The organism is Pedobacter sp. UYP1 (assembly GCF_040547305.1).
Taxonomy (GTDB): domain Bacteria; phylum Bacteroidota; class Bacteroidia; order Sphingobacteriales; family Sphingobacteriaceae; genus Pedobacter.
The window spans coordinates 81,343-99,310 of the sequence record NZ_JBEPPL010000008.1 but is presented as its reverse complement, the minus strand read 5'-3'; the positions used below and the strand labels follow the sequence as shown (position 1 = coordinate 99,310).

Genomic DNA, 17,968 nt, shown 5'->3' with positions numbered 1-17,968 from the left:
CAATTCTTGCCATATGACAAGAAATAAGGTTATCTTTTCTTGACCAGCTCTTTTCGTATCCTGCTTAAAGAAGTATCCGTGATGCCAAGATAAGATGCGATGTTTTTTAAAGGCGCATGCTGAAATATTTCTGGATTTGTGGCAAACAGGTGCTCATATCTTTCTTCTGCGGTTTCAGTAATCATAGCTAATGTTCTGATTTTTAGTGTTGCAAATCCTTTGACTAAGACTGATCTGCCGAAGTCCCTGAATTCCGGGAGTGTATGAAAAAGATTATTCAGCTGCTCATAATTGATACTCCAGCCTTCACAATCTGTTAATGCCTGGATATTCTCCTGAGATCTGGTGCGGTTAAAAAAGGAAGAAACTTCAAATATCAACTGTCCTTGCCTATAAAAACTTGTTGTCACTTCATTGCCTTCCGTATCATGCGCAAATGCACGCATGTATCCTTTTTCTAGGAATAAATATTCATCACATATTTTACCAGCTGTAAGCTGAAGTTGATTTTTAGAGATGTTTTTTCGGGTAAATTGTGCTGCAATTTCAACAGCGGCAGCAGCAGAAACCAGGTTCGTGTTTTTGAAGAAACTGATCAGATTTTCCTGAGGCATATATTTGCTGGTGATTAAAAAAACAAGATAGGGTTTTGAGTTCAAAACTTACGCAAAAAACGCTTGGAAAGCTGATATCCCGCACCAATCACCATTAAATAAATGGAAATGCACAACAAGACAATTGTCCAGCTGAAAATACCAAAGTAGGTGAATAGCCTGGCAGAATCCGGGCGTTTGGGGTCATAGACAAATGTGGCATTTTCTCCAACTTTCCAGCTTGCAGGCGAACTGGATGAGGTATGCTTATAAATGAAAACCTGATTGTTCTTTGTTTTGATGGCAAATACCGGTCTATAAGTATCTCCGTCCGAATCGTGTAATAATTCTAATCCTGTTACTGTCCCGGTTGCTCTTTCACTATTTTTCAAGAAGGTTAAAGATTCACTTAGAATAAATAAGGAAGCAAAGCATAAAATAACGCCAAAGATTAAAGTTATGCGGTAATACATTCTGGCTATCAATTGGTCATATGATAAATATAATCAATTGATAACCAAAATAGGCTAATGTCCTGCTGCTTTAGAAAATAAGTTGATGATTAAACTAATTTAGCTAAACGTAGCAAAGTAAAAACAGGAAATAGCCTGCACCTAATACAATTAAAGGTAACGCAAATGAGAGTAACCTCACCGGCCACTTGAAAATACTGGAATAGGAAAGGAGTTTGGCTGTTTCTGGATAATCATTCTCATATGCGAATTTAATCTGATCACCAACAGCCCAGTTTGGCGGAGAACTTGACACAGAATAGGAATAGGTGTACTTTTTATTCTCTTTTGTTTTGAAAGTAAATATTGGCCGGTAGGTATCCCCGTCGCTATCACTCAACTTTTCCAGTTCTACTACTGTTCCAATTGTTTGCGTACTGTTTTTTACAAACGTTATGGATTTTTTCAATGCATTTAGTGCATAACCTAATAAAATAATTCCGATGATTAACGCAACACCATATATCATATAGATCTATTTTAGAACAAATGGTACCTGTAAATATAATTAATTATCATATGATTTTCTTTCCTAAATTGAGCAGGAGAAAAATAAGGATTTTATCATTTACAGACCATCAGCATGAAAGCTAATACGGACGTTTTTTACACTGAACTACCCATGCATCATATGGGGTTAGCTGATCTTTTAAGTAAGGAGAAATTATTTTTCAAAGTCCCTGCCGACTGGCATATCATTATTACTGACCTTAAGAATTCAACCAAGGCAGTACTCCATGGAGAACATCAAACCGTGAATTTCCTGGCTACTGGAAGTATTGTTGCTGTGCTGAATATCGCTAACAACATGAATGTAGACGTACCCTTCTTTTTCGGCGGTGATGGTGCTACGTTTATTGTTCCACCGCTGATTATTGACCCTGTGATGAAGGCTTTATCTTTATACCGGAAAAATACGCTGATTAATTTTAACCTGGAAATCCGCACTGGCACACTGACTGTTGAAAGTATTTATAAAGATGGACACGAACTTCGAATTGCAAAACATAGCAGATCATCTGTTTTTTCAATTCCTGTTGTATTGGGAAATGGACTGGATTATGCAGAGAAACTGATTAAAGGAAATGATTATGACGATATAGAATATATTTCGGAACAAGAGGAACTGGATCTGTCAGGAATGCAGTGCCGTTGGGACAGGATTGCGCCACCAGAAGATCAGGAAGAGGTAGTGGCTTTACTCGTTATTGCCAGAGCAGGGGCGAAGCAGGCTGCTACCCTAAGAAAAGTGATGCTTAAAATAGAAGAGATTTATGGCGACCAGAAGCAAAGACAACCTATTTCAATCGCTAAACTTCGCTTGAAAACAAGTTTTAACAGTTTAAAAACAGAACTATTAGCAAAACTCGGAAGATTTCAGTTTCTGGAAGTTATCAAAGCACAAATAGTGAATGCTTACGGCTTTATCTATTTTCGTACGCTTAAAGGGAAGCGTTATTTAGAAAATCTGATTGAGATGTCTGATACCCTGGTTATTGACGGAAAGATAAATACTATTATTTCAGGGACAGTTTTACAACGTCAGAAACTGGAAGGTTTTTTAACACAAATGGAAACTGCCGAAGAGATCATTTATGGATTATATAGTAGTAAGGCTTCTATTATGTCCTGTTATGTCAGGAATATGGACGTCGGGCATATCCATTTTGTAGATGGTTCTGATGGCGGTTATACACAAGCTTCAAGGATGCTTAAACACAAACTAAGAAGTTTAGCTGATCAGGATTTATAATGCTGATCAGCTAAACTTTCCCAGTCTCCTCAAAATTTAATTAGTATAGCTATCTACTTCAATAACAGCATCTGCGAATGCTTGGGGCGCTTCCTGAGGTAAATTATGCCCTACGCCTTTGATTATTTTGTGCGTACGTTTACCAGAGAATTTTTTAGCATAAGCTGTACCATCTGTAGCCGGGGCAACTCCATCAGAATCACCATCAATTGTAATCGCAGGTACGGAAATTACAGGTCCTTCAGCAAGCCGTTTCTCCAATGCATCGAACTGCGGGTCACCATCAGCCAGGCTTAATCTCCAGCGATAATTATGAATAACAATTGCAATATAATCCGGATTGTTAAATGCTGCGGCAGTGCGTTCAAACGTGGCTTCATCGAAATTCCATTTCGGAGAAACATTTTTCCAGATCAGTTTGGCAAAATCGTTTCTATTAGCCTCATAACCAGCACGGCCACGGTCAGTTGCAAAATAATATTGGTACCACCAGCCCCATTCTGCCTTTGGAGGCAATGGCAATTTATTTCGTTCTAAATTATTAATCAGATAGCCATTAACCGATACCATCGCCTTACAGCGTTCTGGCCAGAGTGCAGCAATGACACAGACTGTTCTTGCTCCCCAATCATAACCAGCCAATATTGCCTGATTAATTTTAAGGGCATCCATCAGGGAAATAATATCTTGGGCAACTACAGACTGCTGACCGTTCCGGAACGTTTTCTTGTCCAGAAAATTCGTTGTACCATGACCGCGTAAATAAGGTACGATCACGCGATAACCTTTTGCTGTAAGTATGGGAGCAACAGCTTCAAAACTGTGGATATCATACGGCCAACCATGTAGTAAGATGACTGGCTGACCTTCTTTAGGGCCCGATTCTGCATAACCAACATTTAGCACACCGGCGTTGATCTGTTTTATTTCGCTAAATGAATTGTTTATTCCCCTGGCTGTGATCTGGAAATCTGCTGCTGCTGCTGCTGCTGATTGAATAGGTTTTGCTGTTGCGGCATCACTGAGCATAACAAGCGGGCCAGCAGCGATCGTGATTGCAGCAGCACTTAAGAAGCGGCGGCGATCATATTTAAGTTGTTCTGACATATTAACTTTCTTTAAGGTTGATTCAAAAATAGTTCGGCATAACTAGTTGTTCAATCTTTAAGTAGCTTAAATAGGCCTATTTGATGTTGAAGAAGGCATTTATATACTTGAATTTTTTTGACTAAATTCTACGTTATTTATTACGATTGAATTGGGGGATTTCCAGGCCGGAAAAAGTCTGACTCGCCTTGAATTATGCCGGATTGAACTGAATTTTTATGAAAGACACATCAATTTTGAAATAATTTTGAGGAACAAATTAAAAGAAAATATGAAAACTTCAGTAATGACACTCTGCTTCATGCTCACCATCCTATCTCTTACCGCATGTGGTCAGAATAAAGAAGCCGCTAAAAATGATATTGCGGTAACTGATGGAAAAGGATTCGCCGTATTAGAATTATTTACATCCGAAGGCTGTTCAAGCTGTCCGCCTGCCGATGAGCTACTGGCGAAAATACAAAAAGAAGTAAGGGATAAACCTGTTTACTTACTAGCTTATCATGTTGACTATTGGGACAGACAAGGATGGAAAGATATATTTAGTAATGCTGATTATTCCAAAAGACAGATGCAATATGGAAAGTGGTTGAATAATCCTCAAATTTATACACCGCAAGCAATTATAAATGGAAAGTCTGAATTTGTAGGGTCTGAAGAATCTCAGATTCGTCTTGCAATTTTAAAGCAGCTGGCTACTAATTCGGGTATTACATTGACTCTCCAGGCAAATCTGGCAGGTAAGGAACTTCAGTTGAAATATCAGACTACAGGAGCACTAAAGGAAAGCATATTATCTATTGCTATCCTGCAAAAGAATGCACAAAGTAAAGTAACGCGTGGTGAGAATACAGGGCGTGAACTTTCTCACGTACAGATCGTTCGAAAATTACAAAGCATTACTTTAAGTGTTACCGGAAATGGAATGGTCACTGTTACATTGCCCAGGGATTTCAACTCACCGGATTTTGAAATCATAGGATTGATTCAGGATAAAGATAATGGCAGGATTTTGGGCGCTGCTAAAGCTGGGCAACTTTTTTAAGTTATAATATCCCTTTTTTAGTTTTGAAACGCTAAGCAAAAACGGGAAAAATTAGTTTAATCTATTAGATGATTAAATGCCGGCCAATCAGATTTTCTATAAAGTTAATTTGTGCATTAGGTATGATATGCCTTTTTGCGCTATTGGCCTGCGTAAACATAAGTGATAAAAATATTCACGTTTCCATTAAAGATAGTGTCAAAGTACACCCAGTATGAACATCGAAGTATTGTTTATCAGACCTTAAATCCATATTCTGCGATTTATTTTGCGGACCTTGGGCTTAAATTTTCTCGTAAATAGGTATCTCTTTTTAAAGGCATTAATGTTAGAGCGTTTCGCAGCGATTAATAGTCAATATGGAAACTTAAAGCTTGCCGTTAACTACCAAAAGCAAGTTCTGGATATTTTTAAAAATTTGCATAATCGTGCCAAAGTTATAAAAGCAAACTCTAATTTTGGATTTTTGGTAAGCAGGCAGGGAAATCTTGAAAATGTTACAAATCTGATCGAAGGTGCACTGACCCAATATAAAAGCGACAAAAATACTGTCGGGATGCTAAAAGCATATACCAAATTAGGCGAGCTGAACGAGTTAAAGGGGCATAGTGGTAAAGCTCTGCTTTTTTTTGCAACTCTTCGTAAATATGGTGGCAGCGGAGGCTTTATCATTACAAGATGGGAATATAAGGCGATGTTTGAGGAGAACGGTGCACCTGCCAGAATTTATTGTATGGTCATGATATTACAGAATTGATGGAAATTACCGGAGAACTCCAGCAGGTTAAAATGAGCCACTCGCATTTAGTAAAACGGCATGATGCAAATTTGATGGGGCTGGGGAAATTAATACAAGATTCGGCTGGATTGATGATGTTCGTGATGCCGCGAAGATGATTATTCAAAGTTCTGTTGACCTTGATAATGTAATCAGAGAACTTTATAAATAAAAAAGACAGCTTATAACAAAAAGCTAAAATATGTTACTCGAAACACCTTTTAACGTAAAAAAAATGGATGTTCCTTTATCAAGCTTACTTTCTATCCTGATTTTTCCGTTGTTATTTTCTATGAATTCTTTGCAAAAAAGAAGTCCTAATCCTGTACCAGTTTCTTTGGCTGTGCCTTTTGTTGAAAACCTTGTGGTAATATCAAATAATCTGTTAATTGTGTTTTCACTCATTCCAATACCCTGATCTTTGATACCTATTACAATAAAATTATCTTCAGCCTGGGTAAGCTCAAATTCTATAGTCTGCCCTGAAAAACTAAATTTCAGTGCATTGCTCGTCAGATTTCGTAAAATGAATGCGACCTCATTCACATCACCAAATGCATAATATGTTGTAACTATAGAATTAATAAACAAAATGTTTTTTTGAAGCGCAGTATCATGATAGAAATCGATTACTTGCTTAATTATTTCTGTAAGATCAAATTGTTCATAACGTACAGAATAATCAGCTGTCTGACTCTTTTTGGAAGCCCATTTTAATAAGTTATCTAATGTTTGTAATGAAGCATTAATACTTGACTTTAATTGTCCGAAAAATTCGGCTTTTTCATTTGCATTTAAAGCATCGTCCTCCAATAAACTAATCATATTTTGGGTACTGATAAAAGGGGCCCGCATATCATGGCCAATAATAGAAAAAATTTTGTCATTGAATTTCACGGCATCCAATAACACCTCTTTTTGTCTTTCGATTACAGCCTGGTAGGTTAGTGCCTGTTTAACCAAATTCATACAGATTAAAGCAACTATCAAATACGGTAAAAATACATTGATGCCATATATATACTCAGCATCAGCTGGTACATACATTCCAGCATAATTTTTTTGATAAACTCTGATACCAACAATTAAAACAAGAATGAAAACTATACTGAACATGCGGTAAGATCCCCGCGGTAAATAAATGCAAAAGCACATTAAAATAATTACCATATAATGCTGTATTCCTACACCACCACCAAACATGACAGCAGCAGTAGTTATCCATATAGTTGTTAAAATTGCTATAAAATGAGCTGCAAACTTATATTTTTCAAGATAATTAAGTATTATTCCTGTTAAAAATATGATTGATAAGACAATCATATAAATACAATACTGTATAGAATCGCGACCTGCAAATGAAAATAAAATTGTAGCAATAGCTGTTATTAAACAAACAAGGTCTGGTATTTTAATCTGGAGGTCTTCACGAAAATTAGCTACAGGGCTAAAATGGCTAAGCAGTTTGTAAAACATGGAGTTTGGTTATTCTTACTGGATGAATTGCCTGATTTCTTAAAAAGAGAGGAGAGGATCTTTTTGTCTTAGAATATTCAATATAGCTAAATTCCTGCAATTCTCGCTCTACTATATGCTCTTTTTCTGTTCAATGCAAATGTCAACATGCTTTTTGAATATTTACCGCTTATATCATTGATCTGTAAGTATTTATTTCGCCAGTTTTAATACCTAATTGGCCCAATTCAACCATTAATGACTGGAGCAATTGAATTTGTAATTTAACTTTGAACTAAGAAAATGGAAAAAATAAAAACCCTTAGGCAATTTTCGCTGATCATTTTCATGGTAGCTTTAGCCGGAATGGCAATGGGACAATCTATGTTCAGTCCTTTGTACAATGGACAGGCTTTGGTACATGGATTACGTTACTCTGCCGCAAAAAAATGCTCGCCGCAGTAGCTATTGGTTCAAACTCGGTTACCCTCATTTCAACTGAAGATGATAAGGTGCTAAAAACGATTTATCTTGGCCGCTCACCCCATGAATCAACGTTTACACCCGATAGATAGTAAACAATACTGCGACCTAACAAACTGTTAAAAAGATTCAGGTAGTGAGTCCTTTTTCACCGAATATCTTCACCAGTCCAAAAGGGGAGTGGGTAGCCTTGACACACAAAGATGTAGGGAAAGTTACCGTAATCAGCACAGCTGACATGTCCATTGCAAAAGTAATTTCCACTGGTGCAACAACCAATCATGTTACCTTCAGTAATATCAAGGGCAAGCTTTCAATGCTCGTTACCGTTGGCGGAGAAAATAAGATCAGAATATTTGATGTGGCAGACGGTTTCAGGCAAACAGACACCATCAACGTAGGGGCTTTGCCTCATGGATTGTGGCCAACACCAGACGGTAAAAGGCTTTATGTTGGGGTTACTGCTGTGGTAAAAGTACCAGATCTGAATGATAGCAGTTTTAAAGACCATCTCCATTATACTTATGATATGGCGCACTGGAAAGGCTAAACAGCAAATAATGGCATTAAATCCATCTTCACAGAAAACCTGGAGAGGGATTTGATGCCATACCCAGCCAGAAGACTCCTTATATTATTTACGATACAGAGCTGACTTAAAAAAAAAGCAATGTTGTCTTGAAAAGTCCAGGTTTATTGTATTGAAAAGTTCAATCGAAAAGAGTTGAAACTTATGCAGGCATTTTTAGGTTATAGTGTTATAAAAAAATAACTATGGAAAATAATAAAGAGATTATTTCAGACCTTAAAGGTTTAATTCACATAATTAACGATGGTAAAGAAGGTTATCTTTCTGCTTCTGAAGCTACTGACAACCTCGAATTGAAGGCCATATTTTTAAAATACGCAGCAGAACGTAAAGTTTATGAAACTGCTCTTAAAGCTCATATTGCAAAGCATGGTGGAGATTCTGATAATGATGATGGCGGTATACTTGGTGCCATACACCGTACCTGGATCGATATTAAAGAGACTTTAACTGGTAAGAGCGAGACTGCGTTACTTGGTGCTGTTGTTACAGGAGAAAATGCTGCCCTTGCAAGATATGATAATGCAATCAAAGACAATAAGCTTCATTTGGATCACCTGAATATGCTGACAGAACAGAGAAATGGAATTGCTGATGCTTTGAAAGAGATTGAAGTACTAGCTCAAAAGTATAAATAAAAAATCACACAAAAAACTGCCATCGGATTAGTACCAATGGGAGCTTTTTTTGTGATGAATTTAATTACTATATTGTTCTACTAAATAGAAATTATATATCTTTGTTTAGTTTTTTGAAGGTCCGTTGAAGATATTGAATTTGCCAGTTGGGAGTGTACTGCTTCAGATCAATTGGTGGCGCATGGCTTAACTGTCCTGACGCTAAATGTTTGCCACGGTCATTGCAAATTATCTTTGCCCTTGGAGATATGAAATTTTGATAACCTATAGTATACTTACATATACAAAGAATAATATCAACGGGCCTTCTTATTTATTTCAAATGAAGTTACAGAAGGATCAAAAAGACTATATCGTTAAGGCGTTCCATAATTTACGAGAACGTGAAGATTTCGTAAATCTACTTAACTATGCTAAAAAAATTCTTTATGGTGAAAAAACTGTATTTTTTGATCTCCGGCAATTAACTTATTATTCCAATCCAAAACTAGGGGCTAAGCGGTATTTAATGTTTCAGGTACCTAAGAAAAATAAAAATTTAAGGACAATACATGCTCCAGTGAGAGGGTTGATGATTATACAGAAATGTTTAAATTTAATTCTTGGATGCATATTTAAACCAACTAAATTTGCAACTGGTTTCGTAGCAGGTAAGTCAATTGTTGACAATGCGGCTTTTCATTCAGGAAATTATTATATCTATAATATTGATTTAAAGGATTTCTTTCACAGCATAGATCAGGCCCGTGTATGGAAATGCCTTCAACTTAAGCCCTTTGAGCTTTCAACTGAAAATGAGCTGAAAAAACAAGATGAAAAGACTTTCCTCGAAGTTGTTAATATAATCGCCGCATTAACTTGTACCAGACTTCAAGTTAAACGGTTAGACAGCAACAGTATTGAGAAAGAAGTTTTCAGAAATGTATTACCACAAGGTGCACCAACATCCCCAATTCTGACTAATATAGTTTGTCAGAAATTGGATTTCCTTTTGTCTGCTACCGCCAGGCGTTTTGGGTTAAAATACTCTAGATATGCAGATGATATTACATTCTCATCTCTTCATCATGTTTATCAAAATGAATCATCTTTTTTAAAAGAGATCCGACGGATTATTCAGGACCAGGGATTTATAGTTAACGAACAAAAAGTCCGATTACAAAGAGATAGTTTCAAGCAACTTGTTACCGGCCTGGTTGTAAATAAACATCCAAATGTTTCGAAAAAATTCGTTGATGGATTGAAAATTGATCTTTATTATTGGGAACGGTATGGTTATGAAAGAGCAAGCGAATTTTTTAGAAAGAAATATAAGAAGAACAAAAGTCAGGCTAAGGATAATGTAGATATGGCAAATGTGATAAGAGGACAAATCCAATTTTTAAAAATGGTAAGGGGCACGGATAGTCCAGTATATATTAAACTTGATGAACGTTTGAAAAAACTTTTAGTTCGTGAACCTACTCCACAAATAGAAAGGTGATGCAAGTGATGACTATTGTGTTTTTACTGTAAAACAATTAAGTGTCAATGGTTCACAAACAATTAGAGTAGATAATATCACTTTTACAAGCGCTGATAATTTTACGCATAGTTTTCCTGTTCATTTTCATGAACAATATACAATTGGAGTAGCTGTCAATGGAATTCAGAAATTTGATTTTCAGGGTGAAAGCTGTTTTGTTGAACCCCATTCTATCTTTCTGATTAAGCCTCATATGGTGCATTCCTACTATCCTGTAGCTGATCTGGAGTTTTAAAAGTCTTTACTCAGTAATGACCTGATGAATCACTTGCTAAGAAATATCGGAATAGAAAGGACAAGTGATTTTCCTGTCGTCATTAAAGATGATACTTTATTTAAGCAATATATCCGTCTTCATGCAAATAGATTATTGCCCGACGAGGTATTTTTAGCGGACTTCGTTTGGCAATTGTTTAGCAAAACTAATCAAAATATTGATCGTGATATGTCTGTCATTCCGGAGAAAATTATAGCTGTAAAAAGGTATTTGTCGGAGCAGCTAAATCAAAAGCTTCATCTGGAAAATGTATCAAGCATCCATGGGATAAATAAATATCAACTGATCAGACAGTTTAAACAGCACATAGGAGTAACTTCTAATACTTATCTAACTATCCTCCGAATTGAAAAAGCAAAAAATATGATCAATAATGGATATCCAATTGTTGAAGCAGCACTGGAGGCTGGATTTGACGATCAAAGCCATTTTCACCATAGTTTTCTGTATTACACAGGGGTTACACCAGGAAACTTCAGTAAACTTCTGATTTAGATAGACAATATTATAAAGTTGTGGCTCATTTCCAGACTCAATTGGTTTAACTTCTTAATTGTTCCTTGGAATTGATTGGTTCTTTGTGATAAGATAACTGACCATGCAACCTAAAATCAATCCTCCAAGTAAATAATATTCAAAATTCAAATTTTCTATTGAAACGGTGCTATAAACTGTTTCTTCTGACTGTGTTTTTAAATCGGGTATTTCAGTAAATGCAGATTTAATTGTTTGTTGTCTCCATATAGTTGAAATTATCATAAATGTAAAGACAATAAAAATGCTGACAATTCTGTTCTTTGTTGTCCTTACAGATGCAAGTAACCAAGTCAAATAAAGTAAAATTGGTGCAAGTCCAATTACCGCTGAAAAAAACAGTGTAGTTCTGAATTGACCAGTAAGTGATGTCGAGTTATATTTCAGGTTTTCAATTTCCGGCAAGAGCAACCCAAATAATTTCCAAAATTGTGTCATTGTCAATATGAATAAAATTATTGATGAAACAATTGTAAGTACTATAAGCGTTTTATTGTTTTTCATTTTGAAATTCGTTCTTTTGAAGGTCTCAATTTGACTGCTTTTAAAGTTATTTCTTTAGAAACCTGAATTAATTTTCAAGCAGGGCTATCTGGAATTAAATATAAGTGATTTTGAGCTAGAATAAAAGTATCAGTTTGTTACGCTCCATAAAATCAGGACTTCAACTTTACAAATTGAACACTGCTTTTAATAAAAATGGAAAGACAAAAATTTGAGTTAATAAATATTAATTATTTTATTTTCAGTTTTACGGGTGATATTTTGTACCTGCTTTACACCTGATAATAATCACTGATGCCCCACTAATTAAAATGATGGTGTTTACTATTTTAGATAGGTAGGGGGGGGCACTTAAAAAATTAATTTTATCCAAAATATTATGAATGAATCACAAATGCTTAATAATCAAACTTTAATTAAAAAAGCATACGCAGCTTTTAATAATAGAAATATAGATGCCGTACAGTCTGTAATGCATTCCGACATTCATTGGCCTAAGGCCTTTGAAGGTGGGTACGTTATTGGACATGAGGCGGTTAAAGAATACTGGACACGACAATGGAGTGAGATCAATCCGATAGTAGAACCTGTCGCGTTTACCGAACGCCCCGACGGTAAGCTTGAAGTTAAAGTTTATCAACTGGTTAAAGATCTGGATGGGAAAATACTTTTTGATGCCAAGGTAAAACATATATATGTAATCAATGACGACTTGTTGCAGCACATGGATATTGAATTAAGCTAAAATGCTTGTTTCAATTTAAACTCTGCTGACAAAATGCTATGCTTATGTTCCAGATAAGACTAAATGAACAATATTATACCCTTTGGGACTTTAACTCCAATATATAGTAAACACCGATAATAGAAATGAGCGAGAACAGGTTAGCAACGGTTGAATTGCGTGAATCTTTTTTTATGATGCTGTATAAAAAAGCTTTCCCAAAAATTGCACGTTACATCGCACGAAATGGTGGTAGCCTTGAGGAAGCGCAGGACATTTTTCAGGATGCGCTAGTCATATATTATGAGAAATTTACGGCTATACAGCCGGATATTGTTGTAAACGATAATGCCTATTTGTTTGGTATTGCAAAAAACCTATGGTTGCAGCGTTATAAAGCTTGTAGTAAGACCCAGTCTCTGAATGATTTCGATATAGAGGCTATACATGTGGGAAAACCCGCCACCGCCAAAATATTGCATTACCTTGGAACTACCGGTAAAAATGCATGGAATTGCTAAAAGCTTATTATTATGATCATTTGCCGGCAGACCACGTCGTTACCCTGTTTGGTTATTCGAGCACACATTCTGCAACAGTAGCAAAATATAAATGTCTCGAGAAAGTTAGGGAAACTGTTAAACAAAAATCATTACACTATGCGGACTTCATTGAATAAGGTCAAAGTGATAGACGATTATATTTCAGGCTACATTGCCCCTGAAGAAGCTCATTTGTTTGAGGCCAACATGCTATTAAACAAAGATCTGGCAAATCATGTTTTGCGTCAGCAAAGCGCATATGCAATGATCAGAGAATATAGCCGCCAGAAAATAAAGGACGAAATTATGACCGTACAAAAAACATTAGCAACCGCACCACCTGGGCTTTATGCAGCGCATAGCCAGCTTGTTTAAAAATCATTAGCTATACATACAAAATATCAAGCCTTACATTATATCTGTTGTAACTTGTGAAATATCCATTCTCGCTTTTAAATCTCTTGTCATTATTTTTATAAATTTTTCTCTATTTTTCTTCGCATCTTTTAAAAGTGCACGTATTTCAGTAGAAACAGAAAGATGTTTATCTGACCAAAACTGTATTTCAAGTAGAATAGGAAGTAAGTCGATTCCCTTCTCTGTTAGCACATACAACACTTTTGCCTTACTATCTGGATGCTCTAGTTTTTTGATGACTTCATTTTCTTCCAGGGCCAGTAACCTTGAAGCTAATATATTAGTAGCAATTTTTTCGTCTGATTTTAGAAAATCTCCATAAGTGCTTTTACCAGAAAATATCATATCCCTGATAATTAATAAAGACCACTTATCTCCAAATATATCCAACATACTGCTTACAGGACATCCAGACCTATTTGCTTTATTTTTCATTTTATTTTAAAATTAATCAAAACCACTTGCAAATTAAAAGTAATTATATATATTTGTACTTGCAATCCGCAAGCAAATTTAATTATAAAACTTTAGAATACAATAGATGCTAATTTACTTTTTGATGGTGTTGGAAAAAATCAGCTTTAATTTACCTGTCTAAAGCTGCTGAAGCGCATAAAATGGTAGAAGGGTGTAAAAAATAGAAATCATGGAAATAAAAGGAAAAACGATATTGATTACAGGCGGTGCAGCTGGCATCGGATTGGAAGCAACAAAACAATTTTTGGCCAATGGAGCAAAGGTAATTATCACCGGGAGAAATCAAGCTAGATTAGATGCGGCAAAAAAAACATATCCTGCTATAATTGCAATAAAGAGCGATGTAGCTAATGCCAATGATGCGCAGTCACTTTTTGACAAGATTAAAGAACTTGGCGGAATTGATATTTTATACAATAATGCGGGTGTAATGAGTAGTCCAGCAAATTTAGGTATAGCCGATGCCAAACATTTTGAGTCAGCAGAAAATGAAATCAACATTAATTATCTCGGCGTCATTCGCTTGACTAACCTTTTTATGGAAATGTTGAAGTCAAGAAATGAAAGTGCGGTTATTAATACATCATCGGTATTGAGCTATGTTCCATTTAATCTTGCTCCAACCTATTCAGCCAGTAAAGCGGCAATTCGTTTTTACACGGTGTCGCTGAGAGATCATTTGACTATATTGAACAGCAAGGTTAAAGTATTTGAACTATTGCCTCCAGTAGTGGCAACAAGTATGACAGAAGCTTTGGAAACAAAAGCAATCGCTCCTGAAAAATTGATAAATGCGCTCATTTTGGGCATTAAAAAGAATAAGTTTACCATACGGGTTGGTGACACAAAGTTGGTGTACCTGATAAACCGTATTGCGCCTAAAATAGCTTACATACTAGTTAATGGTGCGCAAAACGCAAAGCTGCTGAAATAGTGAATAGTGTCGTCGTATGTTTGAATTATCTAACAAAGTCATTTATTAGATAATTCAAAAGTACAATCAAACAGGCCTGATAGAAAAATTATTAGATTTATCTAACATCTATGGTGCTGTTAAACGCTTGATCTTTAGATGTTATAACAAAAGTTAATTTACTAGAAAGGCTTTTGCCAACATTAAATTTCTTAATCAATTTTGCTGAATCGTTATAAATATTTGTGTAAAGTTGATTGTTGAATTCATCGAAAATTCTAATTTCAACTGGAGCCTTATTTACATTATCCAAATTAAGGGTTACCACTCCATCTTTATTTGTCAAAACCGGTTTAAAGGCTTCTTTATTTGAGGGTGTAGAAAGTGAGGCTTTATTATTTTCAATGTTGATTTGATATTCAACCCATTTTAAACCCGTTTCTAATTTCATGATATAATTTCCATCAGGAAAATCAGTTAAGTCATAAGTTTTGCTGGATCCGCCTAATTCATGACCTTTTTTCTCGTATAAGACTTCATTATTCAGGCCATAGAATGTTACTTTCATATCCTGCGTCTGATTTATAGAAAGACGAATGGTTTTTCTTTCTACACTGTTAACTTTCAATGAAAGGTCATCATTATTTGCATAGGTATTTACACTAGTAAAAACGATGGTAGCTATCAGGCTAATTTTGAGTAGATTTTTCATGTCAATAATTTTATAAGAGTTAGTAATTATTTTATGGCTCTAAGTTATTGACAATCAGTTGGCATAAGTGATTGCGTATTTTCCAGTAGTTATGCTATATTAACATTGATATGCATTTTTTTTTGTTAAAAATCACAATAAAGTATATTTTTAAGTTGATAAATAGTTGTTTGCAAACAAATGGAGAAAATAGAGAGTTTATTACCTTTTGGAATACTTTTATCGCTATTAGCCGTTTTAAAAAAGGGATAAATTCAGTAATTTATGAAACTGTTCAGTTTTTAAAAATTTTAAAGGAATAGCAATATTTCTTACACCTCACCTCCTTTTCCCATTTTTATTATTGGTGAGGCAAGAGCAAATGGCTTTTATACCCAGACAATGCAATCCTGTCTTTAAGGTGTATAGAAGACAGGCATATATGGCTATTTCCCGGGGAAACGTCAGTCGTACTTATTAAGACTGTGACTTCCATCACATGAAAATATTGATGTATGTCAACGTCTCTATTTGATTGTTATACTCATCTTTGTGAGATAAATAATTGAAGAAATGAAAAAAGCAATTAAAATTTTAGCCCTGCTTTTAATTAGTGTATTGCCAATTGTGGCACAAACCTCAAAAAATAAAAAAATGGAAAAGAAAGTCTTCAGTCCCTGGAAATGGCAGGACGACAAAAGCTACGTGCAAGCTGTTGAAGTCAAAAATGTTCAAAGTACCCTGTACGTTTCTGGCCAGGCAGCAATGGATGACCAGGGTGTTCCAAGTGATGCCGATATGAAATCACAACTCATTCAGGCAATCCAAAACTTGGAAAAAGTGATCACTCACGCGGGGTATACGTTTGACGGTATCGTTCGTCTTAATATATATACAACTTCTGTAGATGAGCTTTGGCCGCATTTTAGCATTCTTCAGAGCTGGCTGGCCAAAAACAACGTCAAACAGGCCACTTCATTAATACAGGTTACTCGCCTAACTGAAACATTGAAAGTGGAACTCGAAGCCACTGTGGTCAAGTAACATTTTTTTATATTGGTAGCCAGTAGTGAAACCCACGCTGTTTACATCTTGTGTTTCCATAGCGCCCGGTAAAAAATCTGTTTGTTTTTTTTTCTCGTAACTTGTATAAGTACATTCTTTATTAGCTTGTTAGATATTATTGTTTGTAAGGAATGGCTTTAAATCCCGACTATAACAGTATGAGAAAACTAAATTTTTTGATGATCCCATTTTTGGTGCTTGCATTCAATGCTTGCAGCCAAAACGCATCATCGCAGAAAAAAAAAGGAGCGAATAGTCCTTTCGAAAACACCACATTGTATCCTGAAGCTAAACCTGCTGACTATTGGAAGAAGATATTATCTGCTCAGGCCTATGAAATCATGGTAAACCGCGGAACTGAAACTCCCTATAAAAATCCTTATTGGGATAATCATAAAAAGGGAGTTTATGTCAGTGCGGCCACAGGTAAGCCATTGTTTAGCTCAGACACCAAGTTTGAATCAGGTACCGGCTGGCCAAGTTTCTTTCAGCCGATTGATGAGAAGAACATTAAAATTGTTAGAGATGCCTCTGATGGTATGGTTAGAGATGAGGTTGTTGAAGCGAGTACAGGGCTGCACCTGGGACATGTTTTTGATGACGGCCCAGCGCCTACTGGAAAAAGGTACTGTATGAACTCTTACGCCTTTAAGTTTGTTCCGGATAAATAAAATTGAAGTATCATGAATATACATAAATTATGGATGCTTGGGCTTATATTATTGAGCGCTTGTGTCAAAGGGCAAAGTAGCAATCAAGATCAGGTATATGCTACATTGCCTGTAGCAAAACCAAATGAGCAGGTGGCTACCTTTGCGGGAGGTTGCTTCTGGAGTCTTTCAGAAGGATTGAGCGAATTAAAAGGAGTTGATCAGGTTATTGCAGGTTACTCTGGTGGAAATACTAAGAGACCCAGTTATGCACAAGTTTGTGCTGACAATACCGGGCATGCCGAGTCTGTAGAAGTTTATTATGACCCTAAAGTGGTCAGCTATGCAGATCTGGTAGAATCATTTTTATATGCGCATGACCCAACCACTTTAAATCGGCAAGGACCCGATCAGGGCAAGGATTACCGTTCTGTAGCTTTTTATAGAACTCCAGAGGAGCAAAAGATAATAAAAGAGGTAATTGCTAAGGTGAATGCCACCCATCATTATGCACGGCCCATCGTTACTCTTGTGGTTCCTTTTAAAGTGATATATCCTGCAGAAAAATACCATCAGAATTACTACAGGTTACACCCTGATGAGCCGTATATAGAAAATGTATCCTTACCAAAAGTGATGAAGTTAAGAGAGAACAGGGCAGCTTACCTGAAGCCAGAATTTAAAAGAGGTTAAGCA

General features: G+C 36.0%; 25 protein-coding genes. 17 read left to right on the top strand and 8 right to left on the bottom strand.

Going from position 1 to position 17,968, the window contains the following annotated elements; all coding sequences use genetic code 11:
- Window positions 1–29 precede the first annotated feature (29 nt).
- The 3 genes from ABIB30_RS16695 to ABIB30_RS16685 form a co-directional block, all read right to left on the bottom strand.
- Window positions 30–614, bottom strand: coding sequence for a Crp/Fnr family transcriptional regulator (locus ABIB30_RS16695; protein WP_354303930.1), 585 nt, complete (start codon window positions 612–614; stop codon window positions 30–32).
- A gap of 41 nt (window positions 615–655) precedes the next feature.
- Window positions 656–985 carry a DUF3592 domain-containing protein gene (locus ABIB30_RS16690; protein ID WP_502931092.1) on the bottom strand — a complete coding sequence of 110 codons (330 nt, stop codon included), beginning with the start codon at window positions 983–985 and terminating at the stop codon, window positions 656–658.
- 184 nt (window positions 986–1,169) lie between these two features.
- Window positions 1,170–1,574 carry a DUF3592 domain-containing protein gene (locus ABIB30_RS16685; protein ID WP_354303926.1) on the bottom strand — a complete coding sequence of 135 codons (405 nt, stop codon included), beginning with the start codon at window positions 1,572–1,574 and terminating at the stop codon, window positions 1,170–1,172.
- Between the two features lie 114 nt (window positions 1,575–1,688).
- Here ABIB30_RS16685 and ABIB30_RS16680 point away from each other — a divergent pair, with 114 nt between their 5' ends.
- Complete coding sequence (locus ABIB30_RS16680) at window positions 1,689–2,858, top strand: DUF3095 family protein (RefSeq protein ID WP_354303924.1); 1,170 nt, start codon at window positions 1,689–1,691, stop codon at window positions 2,856–2,858.
- A 36-nt stretch (window positions 2,859–2,894) separates the two neighbouring features.
- On the opposite strand, the gene ABIB30_RS16675 is transcribed toward ABIB30_RS16680, so the two are convergent.
- Complete coding sequence (locus ABIB30_RS16675; RefSeq protein ID WP_354303922.1) at window positions 2,895–3,965, bottom strand: alpha/beta fold hydrolase; 1,071 nt, start codon at window positions 3,963–3,965, stop codon at window positions 2,895–2,897.
- 271 nt (window positions 3,966–4,236) lie between these two features.
- On the opposite strand from ABIB30_RS16675, the gene ABIB30_RS16670 reads away from it, so the two are divergent.
- Window positions 4,237–5,010, top strand: coding sequence for a DUF1223 domain-containing protein (locus ABIB30_RS16670; RefSeq protein ID WP_354303920.1), 774 nt, complete (start codon window positions 4,237–4,239; stop codon window positions 5,008–5,010).
- A gap of 325 nt (window positions 5,011–5,335) precedes the next feature.
- Entirely contained in the window at window positions 5,336–5,767 is a 432-nt protein-coding gene (locus ABIB30_RS16665; RefSeq protein ID WP_354303918.1) for a hypothetical protein, read from the top strand.
- Window positions 5,768–5,983: 216 nt separating this feature from the next.
- Here the strand turns inward: ABIB30_RS16665 and ABIB30_RS16660 are convergent, their stop codons facing one another.
- Window positions 5,984–7,264 carry a sensor histidine kinase gene (locus tag ABIB30_RS16660; RefSeq protein WP_354303916.1) on the bottom strand — a complete coding sequence of 427 codons (1,281 nt, stop codon included), beginning with the start codon at window positions 7,262–7,264 and terminating at the stop codon, window positions 5,984–5,986.
- A gap of 282 nt (window positions 7,265–7,546) precedes the next feature.
- Here ABIB30_RS16660 and ABIB30_RS16655 point away from each other — a divergent pair, with 282 nt between their 5' ends.
- The 6 genes from ABIB30_RS16655 to ABIB30_RS16630 all read left to right on the top strand — a co-directional run bounded on the left by ABIB30_RS16655 (window position 7,547) and on the right by ABIB30_RS16630 (window position 11,250).
- Window positions 7,547–7,708, top strand: coding sequence for a hypothetical protein (locus ABIB30_RS16655; protein ID WP_354303914.1), 162 nt, complete (start codon window positions 7,547–7,549; stop codon window positions 7,706–7,708).
- Window positions 7,709–7,862: 154 nt separating this feature from the next.
- The gene (locus ABIB30_RS16650) at window positions 7,863–8,276 is read left to right on the top strand and encodes a YncE family protein (RefSeq protein ID WP_354303912.1); all 414 of its coding nucleotides are present in this window, start codon (window positions 7,863–7,865) and stop codon (window positions 8,274–8,276) included.
- A gap of 224 nt (window positions 8,277–8,500) precedes the next feature.
- Window positions 8,501–8,953 carry a PA2169 family four-helix-bundle protein gene (locus tag ABIB30_RS16645; RefSeq protein ID WP_354303910.1) on the top strand — a complete coding sequence of 151 codons (453 nt, stop codon included), beginning with the start codon at window positions 8,501–8,503 and terminating at the stop codon, window positions 8,951–8,953.
- Window positions 8,954–9,275: 322 nt separating this feature from the next.
- Window positions 9,276–10,436: a reverse transcriptase family protein gene (locus tag ABIB30_RS16640; protein WP_354303908.1), complete on the top strand. Its 1,161-nt coding sequence runs from the start codon at window positions 9,276–9,278 to the stop codon at window positions 10,434–10,436.
- Window positions 10,437–10,497: 61 nt separating this feature from the next.
- Window positions 10,498–10,713, top strand: coding sequence for an AraC family ligand binding domain-containing protein (locus ABIB30_RS16635; protein ID WP_354304079.1), 216 nt, complete (start codon window positions 10,498–10,500; stop codon window positions 10,711–10,713).
- A gap of 24 nt (window positions 10,714–10,737) precedes the next feature.
- A complete protein-coding gene (locus tag ABIB30_RS16630; protein WP_354303907.1) occupies window positions 10,738–11,250 on the top strand; it encodes a helix-turn-helix transcriptional regulator in 513 nt (170 codons plus the stop codon).
- Window positions 11,251–11,304: 54 nt separating this feature from the next.
- Here ABIB30_RS16630 and ABIB30_RS16625 read toward each other — a convergent pair whose 3' ends face one another.
- The gene (locus ABIB30_RS16625; protein ID WP_354303905.1) at window positions 11,305–11,793 is read right to left on the bottom strand and encodes a hypothetical protein; all 489 of its coding nucleotides are present in this window, start codon (window positions 11,791–11,793) and stop codon (window positions 11,305–11,307) included.
- A 379-nt stretch (window positions 11,794–12,172) separates the two neighbouring features.
- Here ABIB30_RS16625 and ABIB30_RS16620 point away from each other — a divergent pair, with 379 nt between their 5' ends.
- The 4 genes from ABIB30_RS16620 to ABIB30_RS16605 all read left to right on the top strand — a co-directional run bounded on the left by ABIB30_RS16620 (window position 12,173) and on the right by ABIB30_RS16605 (window position 13,434).
- Window positions 12,173–12,538, top strand: a complete 366-nt coding sequence (locus ABIB30_RS16620) for a nuclear transport factor 2 family protein (protein WP_354303903.1) — start codon at window positions 12,173–12,175, stop codon at window positions 12,536–12,538.
- 125 nt (window positions 12,539–12,663) lie between these two features.
- Window positions 12,664–13,038 carry an RNA polymerase sigma factor gene (locus ABIB30_RS16615; RefSeq protein ID WP_354303901.1) on the top strand — a complete coding sequence of 125 codons (375 nt, stop codon included), beginning with the start codon at window positions 12,664–12,666 and terminating at the stop codon, window positions 13,036–13,038.
- Window positions 13,026–13,196, top strand: coding sequence for a hypothetical protein (locus ABIB30_RS16610; RefSeq protein ID WP_354303899.1), 171 nt, complete (start codon window positions 13,026–13,028; stop codon window positions 13,194–13,196). The genes ABIB30_RS16615 and ABIB30_RS16610 overlap by 13 nt, the downstream gene beginning before the upstream one ends.
- Window positions 13,177–13,434 carry a hypothetical protein gene (locus ABIB30_RS16605; protein ID WP_354303897.1) on the top strand — a complete coding sequence of 86 codons (258 nt, stop codon included), beginning with the start codon at window positions 13,177–13,179 and terminating at the stop codon, window positions 13,432–13,434. The genes ABIB30_RS16610 and ABIB30_RS16605 overlap by 20 nt, the downstream gene beginning before the upstream one ends.
- A gap of 33 nt (window positions 13,435–13,467) precedes the next feature.
- Here the strand turns inward: ABIB30_RS16605 and ABIB30_RS16600 are convergent, their stop codons facing one another.
- Window positions 13,468–13,911 carry a winged helix-turn-helix transcriptional regulator gene (locus ABIB30_RS16600; protein WP_354303895.1) on the bottom strand — a complete coding sequence of 148 codons (444 nt, stop codon included), beginning with the start codon at window positions 13,909–13,911 and terminating at the stop codon, window positions 13,468–13,470.
- Window positions 13,912–14,122: 211 nt separating this feature from the next.
- On the opposite strand from ABIB30_RS16600, the gene ABIB30_RS16595 reads away from it, so the two are divergent.
- Window positions 14,123–14,887 carry an SDR family oxidoreductase gene (locus ABIB30_RS16595; RefSeq protein ID WP_354303893.1) on the top strand — a complete coding sequence of 255 codons (765 nt, stop codon included), beginning with the start codon at window positions 14,123–14,125 and terminating at the stop codon, window positions 14,885–14,887.
- 97 nt (window positions 14,888–14,984) lie between these two features.
- On the opposite strand, the gene ABIB30_RS16590 is transcribed toward ABIB30_RS16595, so the two are convergent.
- The gene (locus ABIB30_RS16590; RefSeq protein ID WP_354303891.1) at window positions 14,985–15,578 is read right to left on the bottom strand and encodes a hypothetical protein; all 594 of its coding nucleotides are present in this window, start codon (window positions 15,576–15,578) and stop codon (window positions 14,985–14,987) included.
- 552 nt (window positions 15,579–16,130) lie between these two features.
- Between ABIB30_RS16590 and ABIB30_RS16585 the strand changes: the two genes are divergently transcribed.
- The 3 genes from ABIB30_RS16585 to msrA all read left to right on the top strand — a co-directional run bounded on the left by ABIB30_RS16585 (window position 16,131) and on the right by msrA (window position 17,965).
- Window positions 16,131–16,601 (top strand): RidA family protein, encoded by a 471-nt coding sequence (locus ABIB30_RS16585; protein WP_354303889.1) that lies wholly within the window; start codon window positions 16,131–16,133, stop codon window positions 16,599–16,601.
- A 179-nt stretch (window positions 16,602–16,780) separates the two neighbouring features.
- A complete protein-coding gene (gene msrB / locus ABIB30_RS16580) occupies window positions 16,781–17,293 on the top strand; it encodes a peptide-methionine (R)-S-oxide reductase MsrB (protein WP_354303887.1) in 513 nt (170 codons plus the stop codon).
- A gap of 12 nt (window positions 17,294–17,305) precedes the next feature.
- On the top strand, window positions 17,306–17,965 hold the full coding sequence (msrA, locus tag ABIB30_RS16575) for a peptide-methionine (S)-S-oxide reductase MsrA (RefSeq protein WP_354303885.1): 660 nt from the start codon (window positions 17,306–17,308) through the stop codon (window positions 17,963–17,965).
- Window positions 17,966–17,968: the final 3 nt, after the last annotated feature.

Bases quoted from the DNA above. Each gene is read 5' to 3' on its own strand.
- ABIB30_RS16695 (WP_354303930.1), bottom strand. From the start codon at position 614: ATGCCTCAGGAAAATCTGATCAGTTTCTTCAAAAACACGAACCTGGTT.
- ABIB30_RS16685 (WP_354303926.1), bottom strand. From the start codon at position 1,574: ATGATATATGGTGTTGCGTTAATCATCGGAATTATTTTATTAGGTTAT.
- ABIB30_RS16680 (WP_354303924.1), top strand. From the start codon at position 1,689: ATGAAAGCTAATACGGACGTTTTTTACACTGAACTACCCATGCATCAT.
- ABIB30_RS16675 (WP_354303922.1), bottom strand. From the start codon at position 3,965: ATGTCAGAACAACTTAAATATGATCGCCGCCGCTTCTTAAGTGCTGCT.
- ABIB30_RS16670 (WP_354303920.1), top strand. From the start codon at position 4,237: ATGAAAACTTCAGTAATGACACTCTGCTTCATGCTCACCATCCTATCT.
- ABIB30_RS16665 (WP_354303918.1), top strand. From the start codon at position 5,336: ATGTTAGAGCGTTTCGCAGCGATTAATAGTCAATATGGAAACTTAAAG.
- ABIB30_RS16660 (WP_354303916.1), bottom strand. From the start codon at position 7,264: ATGTTTTACAAACTGCTTAGCCATTTTAGCCCTGTAGCTAATTTTCGT.
- ABIB30_RS16655 (WP_354303914.1), top strand. From the start codon at position 7,547: ATGGAAAAAATAAAAACCCTTAGGCAATTTTCGCTGATCATTTTCATG.
- ABIB30_RS16645 (WP_354303910.1), top strand. From the start codon at position 8,501: ATGGAAAATAATAAAGAGATTATTTCAGACCTTAAAGGTTTAATTCAC.
- ABIB30_RS16640 (WP_354303908.1), top strand. From the start codon at position 9,276: ATGAAGTTACAGAAGGATCAAAAAGACTATATCGTTAAGGCGTTCCAT.
- ABIB30_RS16630 (WP_354303907.1), top strand. From the start codon at position 10,738: ATGAATCACTTGCTAAGAAATATCGGAATAGAAAGGACAAGTGATTTT.
- ABIB30_RS16625 (WP_354303905.1), bottom strand. From the start codon at position 11,793: ATGAAAAACAATAAAACGCTTATAGTACTTACAATTGTTTCATCAATA.
- ABIB30_RS16620 (WP_354303903.1), top strand. From the start codon at position 12,173: ATGAATGAATCACAAATGCTTAATAATCAAACTTTAATTAAAAAAGCA.
- ABIB30_RS16615 (WP_354303901.1), top strand. From the start codon at position 12,664: ATGAGCGAGAACAGGTTAGCAACGGTTGAATTGCGTGAATCTTTTTTT.
- ABIB30_RS16610 (WP_354303899.1), top strand. From the start codon at position 13,026: ATGGAATTGCTAAAAGCTTATTATTATGATCATTTGCCGGCAGACCAC.
- ABIB30_RS16605 (WP_354303897.1), top strand. From the start codon at position 13,177: ATGCGGACTTCATTGAATAAGGTCAAAGTGATAGACGATTATATTTCA.
- ABIB30_RS16600 (WP_354303895.1), bottom strand. From the start codon at position 13,911: ATGAAAAATAAAGCAAATAGGTCTGGATGTCCTGTAAGCAGTATGTTG.
- ABIB30_RS16595 (WP_354303893.1), top strand. From the start codon at position 14,123: ATGGAAATAAAAGGAAAAACGATATTGATTACAGGCGGTGCAGCTGGC.
- ABIB30_RS16590 (WP_354303891.1), bottom strand. From the start codon at position 15,578: ATGAAAAATCTACTCAAAATTAGCCTGATAGCTACCATCGTTTTTACT.
- ABIB30_RS16585 (WP_354303889.1), top strand. From the start codon at position 16,131: ATGAAAAAAGCAATTAAAATTTTAGCCCTGCTTTTAATTAGTGTATTG.
- msrB (WP_354303887.1), top strand. From the start codon at position 16,781: ATGAGAAAACTAAATTTTTTGATGATCCCATTTTTGGTGCTTGCATTC.
- msrA (WP_354303885.1), top strand. From the start codon at position 17,306: ATGAATATACATAAATTATGGATGCTTGGGCTTATATTATTGAGCGCT.